Below are 23,865 nucleotides of genomic sequence, written 5' to 3'. Positions count from 1 at the left end.
ATATGTTTTATGAATGAGGATTTTAACTTTAAGCATATTCCTATAATGCTTAATCAGGTTATAGACGGACTTGATATCAAGCCAAATGGAATATATGTAGATGGTACTCTTGGTGGAGGTGGTCATTCTTATGAAATAGCAAAAAGGCTCACAGCCGGAGGCAGACTTATAGGCATTGATCAGGATGAGGCGGCAATAAGGGCAGCTACAGAAAGATTATCCGAGTTTGCTGACAGGGTTACAGTAGTAAGAAGTAATTATGCTCAGATGGTCAGTGTTCTTCAGAGTATTGGAATAAGGCAGGTAGATGGTATACTTCTTGATTTAGGAGTTTCTTCCTATCAGTTAGATACAGCTGATAGAGGATTTTCATATATGGAAGATGCTGTGCTTGATATGAGGATGGATACGAGACAGGAAAAGACAGCAAAGGACATTGTTAATAATTATAGTCAGGCTGAACTTACCAAGATAATAAGGGATTATGGTGAAGATAAGTTCGCAGCAAAAATAGCTGCACAAATAGTGAAATTTAGAGATACAAAGCTTATTGAAACCACAGGTGAACTGGCAGATATTATCAAAACTGCAATTCCTGTTAAGTTTAGGCTTACCGGAGGACATCCTGCTAAGCGTACCTTTCAGGCTATAAGGATAGAGTTAAATAGGGAACTGAGCGTGTTGGAAGAGTCTATAGAAGGAATGATAGACCAGCTTTCAGATGGAGGAAGAATGGCAGTGATTACCTTTCATTCTCTAGAAGACAGGTTGGTTAAGTATGCATTTAAAAAAGCAGAATCACCTTGCACCTGTCCACCTAATTTTCCGATATGTGTTTGTGGTAATAAGTCAAAGGGATTTGTAAATTCAAGAAAGCCGATAGTACCGGCTGATGAAGAAATGGAAAGGAATCCAAGATCAAAAAGTTCTAAGCTTAGAATTTTTGTCAGAAGGAGGGAAAGCAATGAATGAAAGAATGAATGTAAGAAACAGGAATCTGACAAATGGTTCTATGGCTTTAAGTACTAGGAATTCAGCACTTCCTAAAAGGAGAGAACTTCCTAATAGGTCACCACAGAAATTAAAAAAGCATAAGCCGAAACATATAAAATATGCAGATTTAAAATATGCTCCTTCAATTGACTTTTTTAGTTTTGTAGGTCTAATGTTGGCAGCAGTAATTCTTGTATTGGTTTGTGTGGGATATGTTAAAGTGTATAATGAAATAAAACAGACTGAAATGGAGACTAGAAATCTTAACAGTGAGTTAAACAGCATTAAAATTGCCAATGATAATATTGAAAATACTTTATATAGTAATATAGATTTGGAAAACATAAGAAAGATAGCAATAGAAAAATATGGCATGGTCTATCCTTATGAAAATCAGATTATATTATATAAGAGTGTGACTAACGGATATGTAAGGCAATATGGTGCTTTAAAAGGTAATGAGGATATCGGCATTATTGATAGAGTTTTAAGATTGGTAAATGCGAGATAGGAGAAAAATGTCGGAAAGAACTAATAATTCAAGTAGGGGCAGAAGAAGGAAGAAGAAAAAACCGAGCTTACTTGCACTTTTAGTATATAAGTTTTTAGTATTTATTGCTAGAGGAATTAAGTTTAAGACCAAAGTCAGGTTTACAGGTTTAATTTTTACAGGTGGCTTTATATTTATAATATTAGCTGTAATATCGGTAGCTTATGGGAAAGGTGACGGATATAAAAAAAAATATCTCAAACAGCAGACTTACAACAGCAATCCTATTATCTCTAAAAGAGGAGACATATCAGATAGAAGAGGAGTGGCTCTTGCAAAATCTGTTTTAGTTTATAACCTTGTATTAGAGCCTGCAATTATATTAAAAAAAGAAGATATTTACAGAGATGCTACAGTAAAGCTTATAAGTGATTATTTCAATATTGCAGTGGATGAATTAAATAAGATTATATCTGAGAATCCATCATCAATGTATCAGATTATAAAAAAAGAAGTGACCTATGACGAAAGAGATAGGTTCATATCAGCAGCAACTAAATTTAATGCAAGAAATACTGATGCAGAAAAAGAAGAAACAAAGAAAAATAGGGTAGTGGGATATAATTTTGAAGGATATTATAAAAGAACTTATCCGTTAAATAGCGTAGCAAGTAATGTCGTTGGTTTTGCTTATTCAGGAGATTATGCAGAATGGGGACTTGAAGGGTATTATAATACTAAACTAAATGGCAAAAATGGGGTAAGATATGGCTATTTCAATGCTAATATGGAGATAGAAGAGACAGAAATAGAGGCGAAAAATGGATTAAATCTAATCACAACAATAGACTCGGATGCTCAGAAACTGACAGAAGATATAATAGCAGACTATCAGAAACGAGAACAGGCCAAAAATGTAGGAATTATAATTATGAATCCTAATAACGGAGAAATTTATGTTATGGCGTCTGATAAAGGGTATGATTTGAATAATCCGAGAGATTTGAGTGCTTTTTTTAGTCAGCAAGAAATAGAGGGGATGGATGAAAATAAGAAATTAGAGGAACTCAGCAGACGCTGGAAAAACTATTGTGTAAGTGATATATTTGAACCGGGTTCAACTTTTAAACCATTTACAGTTGCAGCTTGCTTGGAAAAGGATATAATTGATAAGAAAGATTCTTTTGTCTGTGATGGATTTGAGAATGTAATGGACAGAAAGATTCACTGTGTAAAAAGAGAAGGGCATGGGAAGATAACGCTATCAGAGAGCCTTGAAAAATCATGTAATGATGTAATGATGCAGATTGTAAGTAAACTTGGAAGAAAAGAGTTTGCAAGGTATCAGGAATTGTTTGGAATAGGGAGTAAGACGGGAATAGATTTTCCCGGAGAGACTGTCGGCTTAGCGTATAAAGAAGATCAGTTAAATCCGGTAGAATTAGCAACCAGTAGTTTTGGACAGGGAGTTTCAGTAACAATGATAGAAATGGTTGCGAGTTTTTCATCATTGATAAATGGAGGAATTTACTATAGGCCTCACTTAGCAAAAGAATTTGTTAATGATGATGGAATGACAGTTGAAAAAATAGAGCCGGTTATTATGAAGAAAACTGTTACAAAAGAAACATCAGAATTTATAAGAAAGGCTCTATATAAGACAGTTGAAGATGGTACAGGATTTAGGGCTAAGTCAGTAGGCTATAAATTGGCAGGAAAGACTGGAACAGCACAAAAACTTGATGTTGAAAATGGAATGACTGTCAGATCTGATACTAACTACGTAATATCTTTTATAGGATGTGCTCCTTATGATAATCCACAAGCTGTGGTCTATGTAGTAGTGGATCAGCCAAGTGTTGAGGATCAGTCTACTAGTGGAGCGGCATCTTTGTTAGCAAGAGAGGTAACAGAGAAAGTATTTAGGGTACTTGGTATTTATCCTGAAAAGACTAAGGAGAAGTAGAGAATGTTTTCGTTAAAGATATTTTTACCTGCATTTATTTCATTTATACTTACTGTGATTTTATGTCCTATTTTTATTCCAATTCTTCATAAAATGAAGTTTGGACAGTTTGTAAGGGAAGAAGGGCCTGAGAGTCATCTAAAAAAAGTTGGAACACCGACTATGGGTGGGATAGTGATGCTTGCAGTATTTACATTGGTAGGTGTTGCTTGTGCTGCTAATAAGACGGAATTATTTCCTATTATTTTATTAACTGTTGGATTTGGATTTATTGGATTTTTAGATGATTATATAAAACTTGCTATGAAACGCTCTTTAGGACTTAGGGCATGGCAGAAGTTGGGATTGCAAATTATAGTTACAGCAGTATTTACCTATCTGATTCTTAAAAATTATCCTGAGCTTACTAAAATTATAGTGCCATTTACAGGTGGCAGTGTTGCATGGGAATTGGGAATTTTATTTGTGCCTTTTGTATTTGTTACAGTCCTAGGTACGGTGAATGGGGCTAATTTTACAGATGGTCTGGATGGACTTGCAACAACAGTTACACTTATAATTGCAATGTTTTTTGCGGCACTTTCTATAAAAGTAGGCTCAAATGTTTCTGATACAGCAATGATAATGATAGGTACTTTGCTTGGATTTTTGATATTTAATACCTATCCTGCAAAGGTATTTATGGGAGATACAGGCTCGCTTGCCTTAGGTGGATTTGTAGCTGCAGAGGCATTTATGCTTAAAATTCCATTATTTATAATAATAATAGCCTTTATATATCTTGCTGAAATATTATCAGTAATGATTCAGGTAAGTTATTTTAAACTTACACATGGCAAAAGGATATTTAAGATGTCGCCTATTCATCATCATTTTGAACTTTCAGGCTTTGAAGAAACAAGGGTTGTGGCAATGTTTGCTGTCGTAACTATAATAATGTGTTTTATAGGATTTATTGCATTATGAGTAAAAAAAGTAAAACTAAGAAAAAAAATGTATTTATATATTATGACTGGAATATTGTTTATCTTGTGCTTTTTGCCTGTGCTATGGGACTTATAATTATTTATAGTGCAAGTGCATATATTGCAAAAAGCAAGAATCTTGAATCTACATATTTTTTTAGAAGACAGCTTGAGGCAATAGGAGTTGGCTTGTTTTTGATGCTTTGTTTTTCGTTAAATAATTATAAAAAGCTATTAAAGAGTTTTAAAATCCCTTTTCCTAAGTTTATTCGAAATGCCACAAATATAGAGTATTTTATTTTATCAAAGCCTGGAGTGATGTTATTTGGAATGACACTATTACAGGCATATACAAGTTTTTTTACACCGGTTAATAATGGTGCCAGGAGATGGCTTAACATCGGAATAATGAGATTTCAGCCTTCGGAACTTGCAAAGTTTGTTGTTATAATATTTGGAGCATATACTTGTGCAAAAGTTTCAAGGGATAAGGTTAAATTTAGTAAATTATTCTTAGATATATTTGCAGTAACTCCGCTTATTATCTTTATTGCAGTGGAAAATCTTAGTGCAGGAATAATAGTTTCAGGCATATACGGATTAATTTTGTTTACTAATTCTAAATGGATATCTCCTTATATTTTATTAGGTGCGCTTGCAGTGGTATCGGCTTACTTATATGTAACTTTTACCGGAGGATATAGAAGTACTCGTTTGGAAATATGGGAAAATGTTGAAAACAGTGAAAAAGGACAGCAGATATTACAGGGACTTTATGCAATTGCATCAGGTGGCTTGTTTGGAAAAGGTCCTGGAGGGAGTGAGCAGAAGTATGGACGAGTTCCGGAAGCCTATAATGATATGATTTTTACTATTATATGTGAAGAATTTGGAATTTTTGGTGGGATTGCGATTATAGTGATTTTTGCACTTATACTCCATAGAATGTGGATTGTGATAATGAATGCCAGAGATAGATTCGGTGCTTTACTGGGAGTTGGGATAATGTCGCAGATAGGAATACAGGTAATTCTGAATGTGCTTGTTGTTACTAGTGTAATACCGTCTACAGGTGTAATACTTCCGTTTATTAGTTTTGGTGGAAGTGGTATAGTATTTATGCTAATAGAAATAGGCATTTTTTTGAATATATCCTGGCAGATAAAATATATTAATCGACTGAGTCCAAGAAATATTTAACAAAAACCTTGAAACTATAATTAGGAGAATATATGCGTAAGAAGATTAAAATAGTAATTTTTATGATTATTGTCCTTATAATAATAGCTGTAGGAATTGTTGTGGTTTCTAAACTTGAGGAGGTGAGTGTAAAGGGGAATACATATTATACAGATGATAAGATTAAAAAAGAATTAACCAAATATTATGTTGGGGGTAATACAATACTTACATATCTGAGGATTAAGTATGGTGAAGAAATTAGAATTCCATTTGTTGATGAAATTGAAGTAGATTTAGAGGGATTCCATAACTTAACAGTTGGTATTATAGAAAAAGAAGTTGTAGGTTGTCTTCCATACATGGGTGAATATATCTGTTTTGATAAAGATGGGATTATGGTTGGAAGTATTACAGAAAAGAGAGAGAATGTTCCTATTGTAAAGGGAATAGAATATGATGTAGCGGTATTTAACAAGCCGATATCTACCAAGACTGATGAAGTTTTTGAACTGACTCTTAATCTTACTCAGCTAATAAAAAAATATAATTTGGCTGTGGATAAAATAGAATTTGAAAAAAATATGGCAGTAAGGCTATATTATAAAGATATTAAGATTATACTTGGTAAGAAAAAACATTTTGATACAGAAATATCAAATTTAGCTGAATTATTGCCGAAAACAGAGGGGATGAAAGGAACTTTACATATGGAAGATTTTTCAGAGACCAGACAAAGAGTAATTTTTGAAGCAGATAAATTATGAAAAGTTATAAAAATAACTTGATTATTTTGAATATAATGTTATATTATTGAATGGGATATTTTATTGTAGTGATTACATGGGATTTTGTGTCATACAATCAGATGCTTAAGATTGATGTCGGATATGACAAATTCGTAGGAGGAAAAGATTTTGTTAGAGATAAAAGGTGAAAATCAGAGGGAATCAGGTGCTTGTAAAATAATTGTAGTAGGAGTTGGCGGTGCCGGAAACAATGCAGTTGACAGGATGATTAGTGACGGAGTTTCAGGAGTGGAATTTATCTGTATTAATACAGACAACCAGCAGTTGTTATCTTGTAAAGCTCCTACCTGTATAAGGATTGGAGAGAAACTTACAAAAGGTCTTGGTGCAGGAGCTAAGCCTGAGGTGGGAGAGAAGGCAGCGGAAGAGAATAGAGAAGACATTGCAGCGGCACTTAAAGGTGTTGAAATGATCTTTGTTACTTGTGGAATGGGTGGAGGAACCGGAACAGGTGCTGCACCGGTAGTAGCTGCAATTGCTAGAGAAATGGGAATCCTTACGGTGGGTGTTGTTACCATGCCTTTTAATTTTGAAGGCTCTAGAAGGGCAAAGAATGCTGAAGGTGGTATAGCGAAGATGAGCGAGGTAGTTGATACCCTAATTGTTATTAAGAATGAAAAACTTCTTGAGATTATGGATAGAAGAACTACTCAGCCTGAAGCTTTTGCAAAGGCAGATGAGGTATTAAGACAGGGAGTACAAGGTATTACGGATATTATATATAATAAGTTAGATGTAAACCTTGACTTTGCAGATTTAAGTACTGTTATGAAGGACAAGGGACTCGCACATATAGGAATAGGAGTAGGCACAGGCGACAGCCGTTGTATTGATGCTGTGAAGATTGCAGCTGAAAGTCCTCTTCTTGACATAAGTATTGAAGGTGCAACAGACTTGCTTATTAACTTCTATGGAGATGTAACAATGTACGATGTTAACGATGCATCTGATTATGTTAGGGAAATGATTGGAATGGATAATGATATCAACCTTATTTTCGGTTCAAAATATGATGCAGAATGTAAAGATCAGGTTACTGTTACTGTAATTGCAACAGGATTGAATAATAATGGAAAACTTGCTGCAACAGAAAATTCAAGGAGAACTTTGCAGTCAAGGCTTGGCACAGGAAGAAGTTCAGCTACTTCATTATCAAGGCAGAGTGCAAGGGCTGTTGACAAGAATGAGCAGAAAGAGAGTAATGATATAGGTAATACAGAAATAGAAATTCCGGAATTTATTTTTAAGAGAAAAAAATAATCCTTGCTTGGAGGTAAGGGATGAAATGTCCATTTTGTGGTAATGAAGATACTAAAGTGATAGATTCAAGGCCTTCGGATGATAATTCAGCTATAAGGAGAAGAAGAAATTGTGAAAGTTGCAATAAGAGATTTACAACTTATGAAAAAGTAGAAACTTTGCCCTTAGCTGTAATAAAAAAAGATTTGACGAGGGAGAATTATGATCGTTCTAAACTTGAATCAGGAGTATTCAGATCCTGCCATAAGAGGCCTGTTCCGATTGAAGATATTAATTCTTGTGTAGAAGATATAGAAAATGCTATATTTAATAAAGGAGTTAAGGAGATTTCAAGTTCTGAAATAGGCGAAATAGTTATGGAGAGGCTGAAAGAGTTAGATCAGGTTGCCTATGTGAGATTTGCATCTGTTTACAGGGAATTTAAGGATGTGAACACATTTAAAAGTGAATTAGAAAAGTTATTGATAAAGGAGTGATTATTCACAGATGTGGGAAAGAGAAATATTTGACACAGACATATATCATTTGGTCGGTGCATTTATTGTCTACAGCATGCTGGGGTGGCTTGTGGAGTCAATTTATATGTCTTTCTGTAATAGAAAGATAACAAACAGGGGGTTTGGAAAAGGTCCATTTTGTCCAATTTATGGAGTTGGAGCGATGGTAGGATATATTATTTTGAGTCCTCTTAAAGGTAATTATTTGGGTATATATATTGCAGGAGCTATATCAGCGACTATATTTGAGTTCATAGTAGGAAAGTTGATGATAAAGTTCTTGGGGGCTCTTTGGTGGGATTATAATGAAAAACCATTTAACTATAAAGGTATAATATGTCTTGAGAGTACAATTGCATGGGGGTTTTATGCGCTGGGCATAGTATATTTTCTTCAAAGTGCCGTATATGGATTAGTAGACCATATACATAGAGAGCTTGGAGTTGTAATTATTAGTGTTGTATTCTTTATTGTTTTTGTAGACTATATGATACAGTTTATAAAAGTTTTTGATATAGATCTTGAAGAGCAGAAAGATAAGATAGGAGAGAGAGTTAAATCGTTTAAATCAAGGTGGAGTTAAAAAAAGGCTGTGCATTATTATATGCACAGCCTTTTGCTATAGAAGTTAAAATTTACAGGTAATATAGAACCTGTATCTTTAGAAAAGAAGTTAAAAATACTTTTTAGCTTATATAGTTATGAAAAGTATGAATCTAAGTAAGAGACTTCAGGATGAGTATAGATGGTTTCTCTTGGAGAATTAGGATAGTCCATACGGTAAAGTATTTGTAAGGCAAGTCTTCTGCCTAGCTGTCGTGTATTGACATTTGCAGTGGTTATCTTATCGGCAACGTTTACATATTCCTTATTGCCGTCAAATCCTGTTAATATAATAGGTTTTATGAAACGCTCAGGATATTTTGATACGTACATGGCCACAAATTGTGCTACATAGTCACTTACACATATAAAGGCATCAGGCATGTTGGTGATGGAATCCAGAAAAGCAAAAATTCGATTCTGATAACTTGATATTCCTATGGTGTCTGTAAAGCAGATGGATGAATCAAAAGAAATATTGTGCCTTGTGAGGCTGTCAGTATAACCATAATAGCGTTCTAAATTGGTTCTGGCGTAATGGACATCTCCGATAAAACCTAGTCTTTTACAGCCTTTTTTAATTACGTCATTCACAATTTCAGAGATAGAAATTTTACCTTCTATAAGCATTAAGTCACAGTCTAGCATATTCTCAGTTATAGAAGGTACGGTATCTAGGAAAAGTTTGGGTGTATCAAGCCTGGCTATTCTTTTGATTATATGCTTATCGTAGAGATTAAGCACAATGATTCCATCTATATTATCCCCTGTAAGAATATCCGGGAGTTGAAAATTATCTTTATATGTACTTGGAATATATGTGTACATAAGATTGACATTATGAGTTGCAAGCTCCTTAGCTATGCTGTGTATTATATCAGTCCAAAAAATAGAAGAATCCGGCCTTGAAACTACAAGAGAAACAGTTTTATATTTATTGATGTTTTCAGCTAAAGATGTAATTGTAGTAAGCCCATTATAGCCGAGTTTTGCAGCTGTTTCCAAGACGTTATTTTTAAGTGTGTTAGATACGCCGGGCTGGCCATTAAAAACTTTCCATACACTAACTCTGGAAACACCTAGAGCATCTGCAACATCTTGCATTGTTACTTTACTCATATAAATTCTACCTTTCTTTATTTAGCTAACAATGTTAAGTTGATTATTAACTTATGTTAAGTATAATCAACTTTAGGAGTGATTGTCAATAAGAAATTTATTGAAAAAACACTAGAATTAAGATAATTTTAGCCATCATGTATATAAGTTAATATGAGTTAAATGAAGTGCAAGTTAAAAATATTAATTTAAAAATAATATTGTAAAAAAGTAAAATATATATTACTATTCATTTAGTAATATAAAAGAAATTTGTTAAGGAGATCAGAATATGAATATTTTGCCAATACCTAAAAAGTTAGTAGAAAATAGTGGAGAATTTTTTGCAGAATCAGGAATGAGAATTGTTGCAGAAACTGAGGAATTGAAAGTGAATACGGGTTGGGCGCTGCCAATGATTCTTAAGAATGAATTATTTCGTTTTGCAGGCATAGAAGTTGATGTAACAGCCGGTACAGCTGAAAAAGGAGATATTAGCTTAAAGCTTGATGAGACATTTGCAGAGCAGGCATATTCTCTACACATAACTGAAGAAAAAATTGAGATTATAGGTAAAGATAGAGTGGGAGTGGGTTATGGAATACAGACACTTTGTCAGATTATAAGGAGCAAAGGAGCTTTGCTACCTACACTTATTATTGAAGATGAGCCGGATATTAAGGTAAGAGGTTTTTACTTTGATCAGGCGAGAGGGAGAAGTTTTAAGCTTGCTGCATTAAAAAAACAGATTGACCTGCTTTCAAGATATAAGATAAATCAGTATCAGCTCTACATAGAGCAGTCTTTTGCTTTCAGAGGATTTTCAGAAATGTGGAGAGAGGACAGTGTGCTAACTTCTGAGGAAATAATGGAGCTTGATAAGTATTGTAAAGACCGAGATATTGATTTTGTGCCTTCGCTTGCCAGTTTTGGTCATCTCTATGAACTGCTTAGGACGAAGAGTTATGAGGATATTTGCGAACTTGAGAATGCATCAGGTAAGCCTTTTTCTTTTTTAGAAAAGATGCAGCATCATACTGTGAATGTTGCAGATGATCGCTCTTTTGAAGTTATTAAGAGGATGCTTGATGAGTATTTGCCGCTATTTAGTTCGGGGCTTGTAAATATTTGTGCAGATGAAACCTTTGACTTAGGCAAGGGAAGATCGAAGGTGCTTGCAGAGAAAATAGGCACGGACAGGATGTATATGGATTTTTTAAAGAAACTCTGCGAATACATAGTAAGCAAGGGTAAGATTCCTATGTTTTGGGGAGATATTATCCGTAAGTTTCCTGAATTTATTAAGGAACTTCCAAAAGAGACAATATGTATGGCTTGGGGATATTTAGCAGATCAAAAAGATGATATTTGTAAGCCTATTGCAGAGGCAGGAGCTAATTTATATCTTTGTCCGGGAGTTTGTGGTTGGAATGTATTCTTAAACATACTTGATACTTCATATTCTAACGTAAAAATAATGTGTGAATATGCTAAAACTTACAATGCTGTTGGAATTCTTAATACAGAATGGGGAGATTTTGGTCATATTAATGATATATCATTTTCTACACCGGGAATAATATATGGTGGAATATTTAGTTGGAATTTGGATGCTTATTCCAAGGAAAATGGTATTACTGAAGAAGAAGTTAATAAAGCAATTTCTAGTATCGAATATAGAGATATTACAGAAAACTATGTTAACCTGCTTAAAAATGCCGCTATACAGCAGATTTATGATTGGTGGGCAGCTGTGATTGTACATGAAGGTGTGATGGGAGATGGAAGTTTTGATAAAAATAAATCAAGCCTGCATGCAATTAATGCGGAGATTAATTCCAGGTTTATGAAGATAAGACAAGATTTGGAAAGGACAGATGAAATAACTGATAAACTTTATCAGATTAGGAAGGATTTAAGAAAATCTGCCTTTTATATGGACAGTATTGATAAGTCAGAATTTATAAAGGCAGATAATGCAATTATTGGAATTGATATTTGGAACAGGGTAGGAAGAGTGGTAGTTTTACCGGAAAGCCTGTCGGATGATGAAAGAAAACTGCTTGCTGAAGAACTTGAAACTTGGTTTATGAGATATAAAGAGATATATAGGGCAGATTCAAAAGAGAGTATGCTTAACCGAGTTACTAAAGTAGTATTTTGGTATGCAGATAAGCTAAGAGGAATGTAAATTATTACGGTTAATCCCGTTAAACTTCTTAGATTTATTGGTAAAGTTATACAGGTTGTACATTTCAATGTTAAAATTGATGTTTAATTGAACGTAAATTATTAAATAAAATGTTGCAAAATGTTAATTAATATGATAATATGTTAATCAGATGGAAAATGAATGGGAATTATTTAGGATAATTCTACAAAATGAATGAGGAGGGAAAAAATGAGCAGTAAAAAAGAAACTACACTGCCAAAGAGAAAGAAAAAATGGACTAGGGATGATACCGAATTGACTTTTCTTGGCATTCCAACTTTTATATGGTATGTATGCTTTTGTTACTTACCGATGTTTGGAATTATCATCGCATTTAAGAATTATAAAATGAAAGTTGGTCAAGGTTTTTTTGCAAATCTTATGACAAGTAAATGGGCTGGTTTTAAGAATTTTGAGTTTTTCTTAAAAAGTGGAAATTTCAAGCTGCTTTTGAAAAATACAATTGGCTATAATATTATATTTATTATACTTGGAATTCTTCTTCCTGTAACGCTTGCAATTATGATAAGTTTAATTCACAGTAAGTTTAAGTCTAAAGTATATCAGACAATGATGTTCTTACCTCATTTTATGTCTTGGGTTGTGGTAACTTACTTTGTAATTGCTTTTCTTGATACTGATAAAGGACTTATTAATAATATAATAGAATCTTTTGGTGGAGAAAGAATAAATTTTTATACTGAACCAAAGTTCTGGCCGGGTATTTTTGTTTTTATGAGACAGTGGAAGGGTGTTGGATATGGAATGGTAGTCTATCTTGCCAGTATCACAGGAATTGATGGCAGTCTTTATGAGGCGGCGGTAATTGACGGTGCTACCAAGTGGCAGCAGGTAAAGTATATTACACTTCCTAGCTTGAAGTCGATTGTTATTATGATGTTCATTCTCAGTATAGGAGGTATTTTCTATTCTGACTTTGGACTTTTCTACCAGCTTACAAGAGGAGCAAGTGGTTCTCTTTATGAGGTATCAAATACTTTTGATGTTTATATTTATAATACACTTTTAGGTGGTGGTGATTTGGGAAGACTTGCGGCAACCTCACTTACACAGTCTGTTGCTTGTTGCTGTACTATTCTGATTACTAATTATATTGTAAAGAAGATTGATAAGGATCAGGCTATTATTTAAGCTATTAAGAAATGTGGAGGAAGAAAAAGTGGAACAAAGAAAGCATAAAAAGTTGAATCAGATTAAGCCAACCACAAATATTCTTTTTAATATACTTTTTATCATTTTGGCGTTGATGTGTGTTATACCTGTTATATTTGTATTTATAATTTCGATAACATCAGAAAATTCGTTGGCGAATTATGGTTATCAGTTTATACCGGCTGAATTATCGTTATCTGCCTATGTTTTTCTGTGGGAGGCTAAAGAGCAGATTTTTACTGCGGTTGGTGTTTCTATTCTTGTAACTGTTGTAGGTACTGTTTTAGGTCTGGCACTTACTACATCTATGGGTTATGTACTTTCCAGACCTACTTATAAGTTAAAGAATTTCTTTACTTGGGTAGTATTTATTCCTATGATATTTAATGGAGGATTGATTTCAAGCTATGTTGTAAATGTAAAACTTCTCCATTTAAGAGATACAATATGGGCACTTATTTTACCTATGGCTGTATCTTCTTTCAATATCATAATTTGTAAAACATTCTTCAGAACTACAATTCCTGACTCTGTTGTTGAATCAGCAAAGATAGATGGAGCAACACAGCTTAATATTTATAGCAGGATTGTACTTCCTATATCCAAACCGGTTATTGCTACCATTGGTCTTTTCCTTAGTTTCGGTTACTGGAATGATTGGTTTTTATCATCCTTATACATTGATAATCCTAAGATGAAATCTCTTCAGGCACTCTTGAATCAGATTATCAAGGCTATTGATTATCTTGTTAAAAACCCTACAGCAGGAGCTCTTGCACAGGAATATTTAAATAATATGCCTAAGGAGTCTGCAAGAATGGCAATAGCAATTTTGATTGTAGTTCCTATTGCGTGTTCTTATCCGTTTTTCCAGAGGTATTTTGTTACCGGACTTACGATTGGAGCAGTTAAAGGTTGATTCTTACGCATTAGCGTTTAGAATATATAATACAATTTGTATAGTATGAAAGGAGATTTGTAATGAAAAAGAAATGGGGAAAATTATTAGCTGCTACATTAAGTACTGCTATGATTCTCAGTATGGCTGCTTGTGGTTCTAATGGTGGAGATAAGCAGCAACAGACAAGTTCAGCTAAGAAGAGTTCTGTTGTTTCAACAACAGACAACAAGGAGCAGAAGGAAGCAGAGACTCCTCAGGAGATTGTAAACCTTAAGTGGGTATTCCTTGGTGGTGGTGTTCCTACAAACATGGATGCTTGGAAAGATGAACTTAATAAGTATCTTGCAGAGAAGATTGGTGTAAATATTGATTTTGAATATGGTACTTGGGATAACTGGGGTGAGAAGAGAAACACCAGTCTTAATACAGGCGCTGATTATGACATTATGTTTACCGATTCAGGTTCTTATGTTAAGAATGTTCATGACGGAGCTTTCCTTGACATTACCAGCCTTTTAGATTCAGATGCTTCTGAACTCAAGAGCTTTATTCCTGAGAAGTTTTGGGATGCAGTAAAAGTTGATGGTTCAGTTTATGCAGTTCCTACTTATAAGGACAGCTCAAGAAGTGAGTACTTCGTTATTGATAAGGACATGGTAGATAAGTATAAGATTGATGGTTCAAAAGTTAATTCATTAAAGGATTTAGATCCATATGTAATGGAAATGGCTAAGAATGAGTCTCAGGCTCCATTTATTATGAATAAAGACGGTGTTTCAGGTCTCGTTGATCTTAGATATGACTCTATGGGACTTGTTGGTCTTGGTGTTAAGTATGATGGTGGTGAGAAGAAACTTGTTCCAGTATACGAGCAGCCTGAAGTAATGGAAGATTTCAAACTTCTTCATAAGTGGTATCAGAACAAGGTTATAAATACAGATGCAGCAGTTGCAACAGAAACTCCTAAGTATAAGGCTATGTTTGTAGCTTGGGGATGGAAGGGTGCAGGAAAGACTGTTTGGGGACCAGGTATAGGTAAGGAAGTTGAGACTTTCCAGTGGGGTAAAACTGTTCTTTCTAACTCTACCGTTGGTGGTTCTATGAACTGTATTTCTGCAAACAGCAAGAACCCGGGTAAAGCTCTTCAGTTCTTACAGCTTCTTAACCTTGATACTAAGGTAAGAGATATGTTTGCTTATGGTCTTGAGGGTGAGAACTTTACTTATACAGATGATAAGAAGGTTCATAAGGCAGAAGATGAAACAAAGAGATGGCCAATGCCTATGTACTCACAGGCTACATTCTTTACAGTTTCTCAGACTGATGATGTAGACTTCAATCAGTGGGATGAGGTTAAGGAGCTTAATGCAAATGCAGTTCCTTCTCCTGTTCTTGGTATTAACCTTGATGTTTCAGAGTTTGAGAACGAGCTTCTTAACTGTGGTGAAATTCTTAATAAGTACAGAAGTGAGCTTTACACAGGTACATCAGATCCTGAAAAGGTAATTCCTGAGATGATGAAGGAAATGAGAGAAGCAGGTTTTGATGATATGATGCAGAAGGCTCAGGCTCAGATTGACTCTGCTAAATAAGAACAAAATTTAGATACAGATAAGCATAAGACAAAATTAGACACTGTTTTATGAAAATAGAAGAGTTTTTTCCTGAATTTGTCCGTAGAGTGGGCGATGGACGGAAAAAACTCTTATTTTATAAAATATAAGGAGAAAAAGATGAGTAGTGAGATTAGATTGCCACAGATTCCTTGGGAGGAAGATAATACAGGAGGTAAAGAACCTGTATGGAGGTATTCCGGTAATCCAATTATAGGTAGGAATGGAAATAAAATTTCAAACAGTGTATTTAACAGTGCGGTAGTGAGATTTGAAGACGGATTTGCCGGAGTATTCAGATGCGATAGCCGTTCTATAAGTATGGATATCTTTGTAGGAAAGAGTAAAGACGGAATTAACTGGGAAATAGAGGATGAGCCTGTAAAGTTTGAAGGTGCTGACGAAGAAATATTAAAGAGAGAATACAGGTATGACCCTAGAGTGTGTTTTATAGAGGACAGATACTATGTGACTTGGTGTAACGGTTATCATGGTCCAACCATCGGAATTGCATATACCTTTGATTTTAAGAAATTTGTACAGCTTGAAAATGCGTTCTTGCCATTTAACAGAAATGGAGTTTTGTTCCCAAGAAAAATAAACGGTCTTTATATGATGCTTAACAGACCTAGTGATAACGGTCATACTCCTTTTGGAGATATCTTTATAAGTCAGAGTAAGGACATGGAATTTTGGGGAAGACATAGACATGTAATGGGTACAATTAAAGATGATATTTCTGCTTGGCAGTCTACTAAGATAGGTCCGGGACCTATTCCTATTGAAACAGATGAAGGTTGGCTTATGATTTATCATGGAGTTATAAATACCTGTAACGGCTTTGTATACCGTATGGGAGCAGCCCTTCTTGATTTAAATGAACCTTGGAAAGTTTTGGCTCGTAGCAAAAACTATATTTTAGCTCCTTGGGAACAGTATGAGTGTATGGGTGATGTTCCAAATGTAGTATTCCCTTGTGCGGCACTTCATGATAAAGAAAGTGGAAAGATAGCTATTTACTATGGTTGCGCAGATACAGTAACAGGACTTGCTTTTACAACAGTAGACAGGCTTGTTGACTATATTAAAAAGAATACACTATAGTAAATATTAAACCCAAATTGTTCAAAATATCTTGTGAAACATATCTCTGTATGCTATTTTGATGTTATACAAAAGAAAAGTTGAATGATTTGGGTGAAAATTTTTAATAGGAGAAAATTATGAGATTTTTAGATAAGCGTATCAAGGTCATTTGTGATAATCTTAACAAGCTTAAAATAAAGCAAAAGCTTGATTTAGATAAATGGCAGTATAAAGAGGGAAGATTTTTTAGGCCTTGTGAGGCAGAGAAGGCTGAGGCAAGTTTTGAAGAGTTTGACTCTGTAAATATGCATTGGTACGGTAAAGATAAGCATTATTGGTTTAAGAAAAAATTTGTTGTTCCTGAAAATATGGCAGGAAAAAGAATTTTCTTAAAACTTGCTACTCAAATAGAAGAATGGGATGATGCCAAGAATCCACAGTTCCTTGTATTTATAAATGGTGAAGTAGTACAGGGCATGGACATGAACCACAGGCTCTTATTCTTAGGAGATAGCTTTAAGGGTGGAGAGGAGCTTAATTTTGATATTCAGGCATATAGTGGAATTTTACATGATGAGTTCCTTTTCATTGCATCAATAATTGAAATAGATGAAGAGGTAGAAGGACTTTATTTTGACCTGTGGGTACCTCTTTCTGCCTTCCCTAGAATGGCAGAGGATGATAAAAACAGGCAGGATATTGAGGAAATACTGAATACAGCAGTAAACTTCCTTGATCTTAGAACGCCTTATACAGAGGAATTTTATGCAGGAATAAAGGCAGCAAGAGATTATCTTAAAAAGGCTTTATATGAAGACCATGCAGGGTACAGTGATGTAATAGCTACCTGTATAGGACATACCCATATAGATGTGGCTTGGTGGTGGACAGTAGCTCAGACTAGGGAGAAAGTTGCAAGAAGTTTTGCTACTGTATTAAAACTTATGGAAGAGTATCCAGAGTATAAGTTTATGTCAAGTCAGCCACAGCTATATGTATTCCTTAAAGAGAGATATCCTGAAATCTATGAGAAGATTAAGGAAAAGGTGAAAGAGGGAGTTTGGGAGCCTGAAGGTGGTATGTGGCTTGAGGCAGACTGTAACCTTACTTCCGGTGAGTCACTTGTAAGACAGTTTATGCATGGCAAAAAGTTCTTCAAAGAGGAATTTGGAGTAGACAATAAGGTACTTTGGCTGCCTGATGTATTCGGTTATTCAGGCTCACTTCCACAGATAATGAAGAAAAGTGGTATTAAGTATTTTATGACAACAAAGCTTGCATGGAACCAGTTTAACAAGATTCCGAATGATACTTTTATTTGGCGTGGAATAGATGGTTCAGAGATTTTTACTCATATGATAACCACACTTGGAATAGGACAGCCTGTAGTAAACTTCTTTACTACCTACAACGGAGAACTGCACCCTGATGCTTTGATGGGTGGATGGGAGAGATATCAGAACAAGCGTATAAATAACGATATTCTTATATCATACGGCTTTGGTGATGGTGGCGGCGGCCCTACAAGGGAGATGCTTGAAACTGCAAGAAGAATGGAAAAAGGAGTTAAGGGTATACCTAAGGTAAGAAGAGAATTTGCCGGTAAATACTTTGAAGAGCTTGAAACAAAGGTAAAAGACAATAAGAGGCTTGAAACATGGGAAGGAGAGCTATATTTTGAGTACCATAGAGGAACCTATACCTCTATGGCAAGAAATAAAAGGAGTAATAGAAAGTCTGAGCTTGGACTTATGGATCTTGAATTCTTCTCGGTACTTGCTGATAAAAAACTTGCTTATCCGGTTAAAGAACTTGATGAAATGTGGAAAGTAGTGCTGCTTAACCAGTTCCACGATATACTTCCGGGTTCTTCAATTAAAGAAGTGTATGAGGTAACAAAGGAAGAGTATGATAGAATTGCCAAAAATCTTGAAAAAGAAACTTCTGCAAGACTTGAAGTTCTTGCAGAAGAGGATACAGGCATAACCGTATGGAATACTACAGGACATAACCGTTCAGATATAGCTATACTTCCTGAGGGAGAGTACGAAAGTCTTAAATACGAAGATGGTACAACCGTAAAAGTACAGTTTACAAAAGACGGAGTGGTAGCTTTTGTGGAGAATATTCCATCAAAGGGTTATAGAACTCTTTACTTTGATAAAAGTGAGAAAAAGGAAGAACTCCCATTTAAACTTACAGGAGATAGAACTCTCGAAACTCCGTTTTATAAGATTGTACTTGATGAAAATGCTCTTTTTAGCAGTATTTTCGATAAGGAAAATGACAGGGAAGTATTAAGGGCAGGAGAAAAGGGAAATCTTTTCCGTATGTATGAGGATAAGCCTATTTATTATGATAACTGGGATATAGACATTTTCCATACAGAGAAATACTGGGATGTACTTTCAGTAGAAAAGATGGAATGGATTGAAATAGGAGAGGTAAGAGCAACACTTCTTGTAGAAAGAAAGATAAGCAATTCTGTTATCAAACAGAAGATTCATTTCTATGCCGATAACAGAAGAATAGATTTTGAAACCTTTGTAGACTGGAAAGATAATCAGCATCTGTTAAAGGTACATTTCCCTGTTGATATTCATTCTGATGAGGCTACATTTGAGATTCAGTTTGGTAACGCTGTAAGAAAGGTACATACTAACACAAGCTGGGATGAGGCAAGATTTGAAAGCTGTGCTCAGAAGTGGATGGATTTCTCAGAAGGACACTATGGTGTTGCACTTCTTAATGATTGTAAGTATGGCCATTCAGTAAGAGATGGTGTAATTGGTCTTACCCTTATTAAATCAGGTATAGAGCCAAATCCTACAACCGACCAGGAGGAGCATTTCTTTACTTATGCACTCTATCCACACGCTGAAAACTGGCGTTATAGCAATGTATCTGATGAGGCCTATAACCTTAACCAGCCACTTAAGGTAGTAGATAAGGCTATGGCTGAGGCTGTATATTCTTATGCAAGTGTAGATAAGAAGAATGTGGTAATAGAGACAATTAAGAAGGCTGAAGACGGTGAAGGAACAGTTGTAAGACTTTACGAGAGAGATAATGCAAAAACTTCTGTAAAGCTTTTTGTTGATACTGAGTTTACAAAGGCATTTGCTTGCGACCTCCTTGAAAATGAGGAAGAGGAACTTAAAGTAGAAGAAGTTGTAAATGCTTATGGAAAGAAGGTAAAAGAAGTTAGTCTTAAGCTTAAGCCTTTTGAAGTGTATACAGTTAAATTTAGATAAGTGCTAATAAGATGACCCAAATTACTCATGACTTTTACAATTATAGTGTAAAATGTGAGTAGTTTGGGTTAATTATATTTAAATATCATATTATTAAGGATTTTGTAATTGCAATTATATACATTTTAATGCTATAATATTATCATAGAAAAGGAAAATAGTTATATTTTCCACGAAAATAAAATTTTTACTAGGGAGTAAAAAGAATGAAAATTAATAAAGCAAAGCATAGTAAGAAACTACAGAAGAAGATAATTCCTCTTGCAATGGCAGCTGTCCTTACGGTTCAGGGAACAAGTGTGCCTGTGTTGGGAGGTGTGAGTGATAATAATAGTTTAGGCTCAACATATAGTGTGACAAAAAGGACGATAGTGGCAGATACAGCTGCTAAGAGCTTGACCCTTGAGAAAGATAAAAAAATTAAGATTACAGCTGCCGGATATACCGTAGACGGTGGGGTATTACAAGCACATACAGGAGCTTATGTTTTTACAACTAATGGAAATCCGGTAGCAGATGCTAATATTGAGATTGAAAATGTTGCAAATGCTGATATAACTTTGGAAAATTGTTATTTAACTTCAGCAAAAAAGATTGAAGGAAGTAATAAAGGACTTTTCAGTTTTAGTGGTGGAAAGGTTAACTTAAAGTTAGTTGGAACAAATTCTATTTCTTATACAGGTTCTGAAGATACATATACAATAGGAAGTAAAAGTGCTAATGAAGACCTTACTATAAGTGGAAATGGAAGTCTTTATCTTAAAAAAGTAAGCTTAAAGACAGAATTATCTAAAATTGAAATTGAGAATAGTAAAATATATTGTGACAAAACAATAAAGGCAGTGGGTGAACTTAGACTTACAGGTAAAAGTGTTTTGGCTGTAGATACAGTAGGTTTGAATAAGCCAAGTAAGCTTGTATTAGATGGAGATAGTGTAATATATTTTAAAAATCCTGAGATGGCTGGTGCATTCGATGAAGAATTAACAAAAGGTGTAGTTTATATAGGAACTACTGTTACTGTTGATTCAGATAAGTCTGTGAAACTTAAAGATGGATTTGGTGTAATATATGGTAATCCTAACATAACAGATTTAAGAAAGCCTGAAAACTCGCAATTGCTAGTGGAAGTTGCTGATGAAGATGTAACAGTTAAAGATGTAGAGTTTACCGGAAAAGATGTAACTCCGGAAGTTACAGTAAAAGTAAATAGACATATTTTAGGTGGAGAAAAGGTACTTAAAAAGGGTGAGGATTATGATGTAAAAGTACTTGATGATGATAAAATAAATGTCGGTAATAATAAAGAAGTAGAAATTAATTTGAAATCTGATAAAGGTTATAGAGGAAAAATTAAAAAGGTTTTCCAAGTTACACCAAAAAAGATTGCGTCTGCTGAAGTTTCAGCAAATTTAGCTCCTTGGGATTATAATGGTGAACAGAGAGTAATAACAATTAATTCAGTTAAATTAGGTGAGATTACTCTTAATGCACCTACAGACTATACTATTACAGGCGATAAAGCTACAAATGCCGGAGAGCATACATTAACAATAGCAGGTAAAGGTAACTATGGTGGAAGTATTGAGAAAAAGTGGAAGATTAATAAAGCTACACTTAATATTAAAGGAGCTACTATAGAACAAAAGACATACAATGGAAAGACGAATGCAACAGTTACGGCAGTTAATTTAGAAGGTGTAAAGGCTAATACTTTAATTAAGGGTACAGATTATGATGTAACCGGTACATTTTCTGATAAAAATGCAGGTAAAAATAAGACTGTAACTGTAAAAGTAACTCTTAAAAATACAGCTAATACTAATTATAACCTTGAAAAAGATACATTTATACTAACCGGGCAGGAAATTAAGAAGGGTAAATTTGATGCACCTCGTATTGCCGGAACTGTTTATGTAGATGAAGATGATCCTGATAATAAGTTTAAGTATATAGTAAGTGAGGATTCATCTGATTACCATCCTCAGTACCAGATGGATGATAAAGTTGAGGAAAAATGGCAGGATAGCAACGTATTTAAAGGAATAGCACCAGGTAGTAAACATACGTTTTATATGAGAAGAAAAGCTACAGAAAATATGGAGGCAAGTGAGCCTGCCAAAAGTAATGAGATTACATTTAATAAGATAGATAATCCTAATAAGCCTGTTCTTCAGTTTAAGGTTACTGACAGTGCGACTTCGGGTAAGAAGAAAATTACTATTGTTACTAAAGCCGGAGTAGAGTATAAATTTGGTGATGCCGTTTATTCAGAGGATGGTATAAAGGATAAGATTGATAACAATACTTCTGTTATTATAAAAGCACGTTTTAAGGCTACAAATACACGCAAGCCTTCATCAGATACCGAGCAGACAGTTGATGTAAGTAAGAATACATATGGTGCTCCTGCCCCTAGATTAGAAGAGGGGACATATTATGTAGATCCGTCTAATGCAAATAAATTTGAATACAGGGTAAAAACTGTTGAGGTTGCTCTTGCAGGAAAGACATACGAATATTCAAAGGACTTAGTAAACTGGATAACACCTGCTGCTGTTAATGGTGCTGTTACATTTGGTGCAATAGAGCCTAAATCAACTGTTAATTTCTATGCCCGTATAAAAGCAGATGGAGAATATGGTGCAGGTATTCAGGGAAGTAGAACAGTAACATTTAATAAGCTTAAAAGAAATGAACTCCCTACTCTTAATGTAGAAGTTGGAGGAGCAAAGGGGGATAAGACAGTTACTATTGCAGCTATTGCACTTGCAAGATATAAATTTGGTGATGATAATTGGCAAGATAGTAATGTTAAAAAACATATAGCTGGTGATAAAATAAAAGTAGGTATCTATATTAAGGAGACTACTACCCATGAGGTTTCCAAACCGGTATTTAAGGAAATTATATTAAATGAAAAAGAAAATAACAGTTCTTCTAATAATGGAGGAGTTATAGGTTCGCATGGGGTTCATGAGATACCTAAAGAAAATAAGCAGGAAAATAAAAAGCAGGAAAATAAAAAGCAGGAAAATAAAAAGCAGGAAAATAAAAAGCAGGAAGATAAAAAGACTGAATCATCTAAAAATATAGATACGATAGGTACAGATAAGAAATCAACTAAGCCTGTGGTAAAGATAGCTGCTGAGTCAGTATCAAAGAATAAGGCAGAGGCTAAAGTATCTTCTGATGATATTAAGGAAGTCTTGAAAGCTGCTAAGGAGTCTGAGAAGAATATTGTAAGGCTTAAAGTTGCTGTTCCAAAAGGAACTAAATCTGTAGATGTTAAGCTTGAAAAAGGTATTTTAAACAGTCTTATAGAGTCTGCTATAAAAGCCTTTGAAGTTACAGCAGCTAAGGTAAAGGTACAACTTGAGAACAAAGCAATTTCACTTATTGATAAGAAGGGTAAGGGAGATATTAATCTTTCTATAGCCTCTGTTACTAAGCTTAGTGCCAAAGAAAAGAAAATAGCAGGAAAAAGACCTGTATACAAGATTTCACTAAAGTCTGGAGAGACAAAGATAACTAATCTTGGAGAAGGTAAAGCTAAGATAAGTATTCCATATAACAAATCTGCAAAAGAGAAAGCAACCGGACTTTATGTTGCATATTTTAATAAGAAGGGTAAGGCTGTTCGCATTAAGACTTCTTATAGTGCTAAGAATAAAACTCTTACTTTCAGTACAAAATACTTTACTAAGTATGTAGTAGGATATAAAGCTCCTAAGAAGAGTAAATAATTTTTAGTGATATAGTATAA

The 23,865-nt window shown here is 34.5% G+C and carries 17 protein-coding genes; 16 read left to right on the top strand and 1 reads right to left on the bottom strand.

Annotation, left to right across the window (positions count from 1 at the left end):
- The first annotated feature begins 9 nt into the window (after positions 1-9).
- The 9 genes from rsmH to ACTTG8_RS02765 all read left to right on the top strand — a co-directional run bounded on the left by rsmH (position 10) and on the right by ACTTG8_RS02765 (position 8,742).
- A complete protein-coding gene (rsmH, locus tag ACTTG8_RS02805; protein ID WP_442560605.1) occupies positions 10-972 on the top strand; it encodes a 16S rRNA (cytosine(1402)-N(4))-methyltransferase RsmH in 963 nt (320 codons plus the stop codon).
- Entirely contained in the window at positions 965-1,504 is a 540-nt protein-coding gene (locus ACTTG8_RS02800; RefSeq protein ID WP_442560604.1) for a hypothetical protein, read from the top strand. The genes rsmH and ACTTG8_RS02800 overlap by 8 nt, the downstream gene beginning before the upstream one ends.
- Positions 1,505-1,511: 7 nt before the next feature.
- A complete protein-coding gene (locus tag ACTTG8_RS02795) occupies positions 1,512-3,449 on the top strand; it encodes a peptidoglycan D,D-transpeptidase FtsI family protein (RefSeq protein ID WP_442560603.1) in 1,938 nt (645 codons plus the stop codon).
- Between the two features lie 3 nt (positions 3,450-3,452).
- The gene (gene mraY, locus ACTTG8_RS02790; protein WP_442560602.1) at positions 3,453-4,415 is read left to right on the top strand and encodes a phospho-N-acetylmuramoyl-pentapeptide-transferase; all 963 of its coding nucleotides are present in this window, start codon (positions 3,453-3,455) and stop codon (positions 4,413-4,415) included.
- Positions 4,412-5,614 (top strand): FtsW/RodA/SpoVE family cell cycle protein, encoded by a 1,203-nt coding sequence (locus ACTTG8_RS02785; protein WP_442560601.1) that lies wholly within the window; start codon positions 4,412-4,414, stop codon positions 5,612-5,614. The genes mraY and ACTTG8_RS02785 overlap by 4 nt, the downstream gene beginning before the upstream one ends.
- A gap of 32 nt (positions 5,615-5,646) precedes the next feature.
- Positions 5,647-6,360: a cell division protein FtsQ/DivIB gene (locus ACTTG8_RS02780; RefSeq protein ID WP_442560600.1), complete on the top strand. Its 714-nt coding sequence runs from the start codon at positions 5,647-5,649 to the stop codon at positions 6,358-6,360.
- A gap of 150 nt (positions 6,361-6,510) precedes the next feature.
- On the top strand, positions 6,511-7,662 hold the full coding sequence (ftsZ, locus tag ACTTG8_RS02775; protein ID WP_442560599.1) for a cell division protein FtsZ: 1,152 nt from the start codon (positions 6,511-6,513) through the stop codon (positions 7,660-7,662).
- A 20-nt stretch (positions 7,663-7,682) separates the two neighbouring features.
- Positions 7,683-8,138, top strand: a complete 456-nt coding sequence (gene nrdR, locus ACTTG8_RS02770; RefSeq protein WP_442560598.1) for a transcriptional regulator NrdR — start codon at positions 7,683-7,685, stop codon at positions 8,136-8,138.
- Between the two features lie 10 nt (positions 8,139-8,148).
- The gene (locus ACTTG8_RS02765; RefSeq protein ID WP_442560597.1) at positions 8,149-8,742 is read left to right on the top strand and encodes a putative ABC transporter permease; all 594 of its coding nucleotides are present in this window, start codon (positions 8,149-8,151) and stop codon (positions 8,740-8,742) included.
- 116 nt (positions 8,743-8,858) lie between these two features.
- Here ACTTG8_RS02765 and ACTTG8_RS02760 read toward each other — a convergent pair whose 3' ends face one another.
- Positions 8,859-9,881, bottom strand: coding sequence for a LacI family DNA-binding transcriptional regulator (locus tag ACTTG8_RS02760; RefSeq protein WP_442560596.1), 1,023 nt, complete (start codon positions 9,879-9,881; stop codon positions 8,859-8,861).
- Between the two features lie 271 nt (positions 9,882-10,152).
- On the opposite strand from ACTTG8_RS02760, the gene ACTTG8_RS02755 reads away from it, so the two are divergent.
- From ACTTG8_RS02755 to ACTTG8_RS02725, 7 genes are all read left to right on the top strand, one after another.
- The gene (locus ACTTG8_RS02755; protein WP_442560595.1) at positions 10,153-12,051 is read left to right on the top strand and encodes a family 20 glycosylhydrolase; all 1,899 of its coding nucleotides are present in this window, start codon (positions 10,153-10,155) and stop codon (positions 12,049-12,051) included.
- Between the two features lie 210 nt (positions 12,052-12,261).
- Positions 12,262-13,224 carry an ABC transporter permease gene (locus tag ACTTG8_RS02750; protein ID WP_442560594.1) on the top strand — a complete coding sequence of 321 codons (963 nt, stop codon included), beginning with the start codon at positions 12,262-12,264 and terminating at the stop codon, positions 13,222-13,224.
- Positions 13,225-13,252: 28 nt separating this feature from the next.
- A complete protein-coding gene (locus tag ACTTG8_RS02745; RefSeq protein ID WP_442551911.1) occupies positions 13,253-14,164 on the top strand; it encodes a carbohydrate ABC transporter permease in 912 nt (303 codons plus the stop codon).
- Between the two features lie 62 nt (positions 14,165-14,226).
- Positions 14,227-15,738 carry an ABC transporter substrate-binding protein gene (locus ACTTG8_RS02740; protein WP_442560593.1) on the top strand — a complete coding sequence of 504 codons (1,512 nt, stop codon included), beginning with the start codon at positions 14,227-14,229 and terminating at the stop codon, positions 15,736-15,738.
- Positions 15,739-15,879: 141 nt separating this feature from the next.
- A complete protein-coding gene (locus ACTTG8_RS02735; RefSeq protein ID WP_442560592.1) occupies positions 15,880-16,863 on the top strand; it encodes a glycoside hydrolase family 130 protein in 984 nt (327 codons plus the stop codon).
- A 119-nt stretch (positions 16,864-16,982) separates the two neighbouring features.
- A complete protein-coding gene (locus tag ACTTG8_RS02730; RefSeq protein WP_442560591.1) occupies positions 16,983-20,099 on the top strand; it encodes an alpha-mannosidase in 3,117 nt (1,038 codons plus the stop codon).
- A 206-nt stretch (positions 20,100-20,305) separates the two neighbouring features.
- Entirely contained in the window at positions 20,306-23,845 is a 3,540-nt protein-coding gene (locus tag ACTTG8_RS02725) for a YDG domain-containing protein (protein WP_442560590.1), read from the top strand.
- Positions 23,846-23,865: the final 20 nt, after the last annotated feature.

The organism is Catonella sp. (assembly GCF_052173895.1).
Lineage (GTDB): Bacteria > Bacillota > Clostridia > Lachnospirales > Lachnospiraceae > Catonella.
Note: the sequence above shows the minus strand (reverse complement) of the source record. Positions and strands in the feature narration are given on the sequence as shown.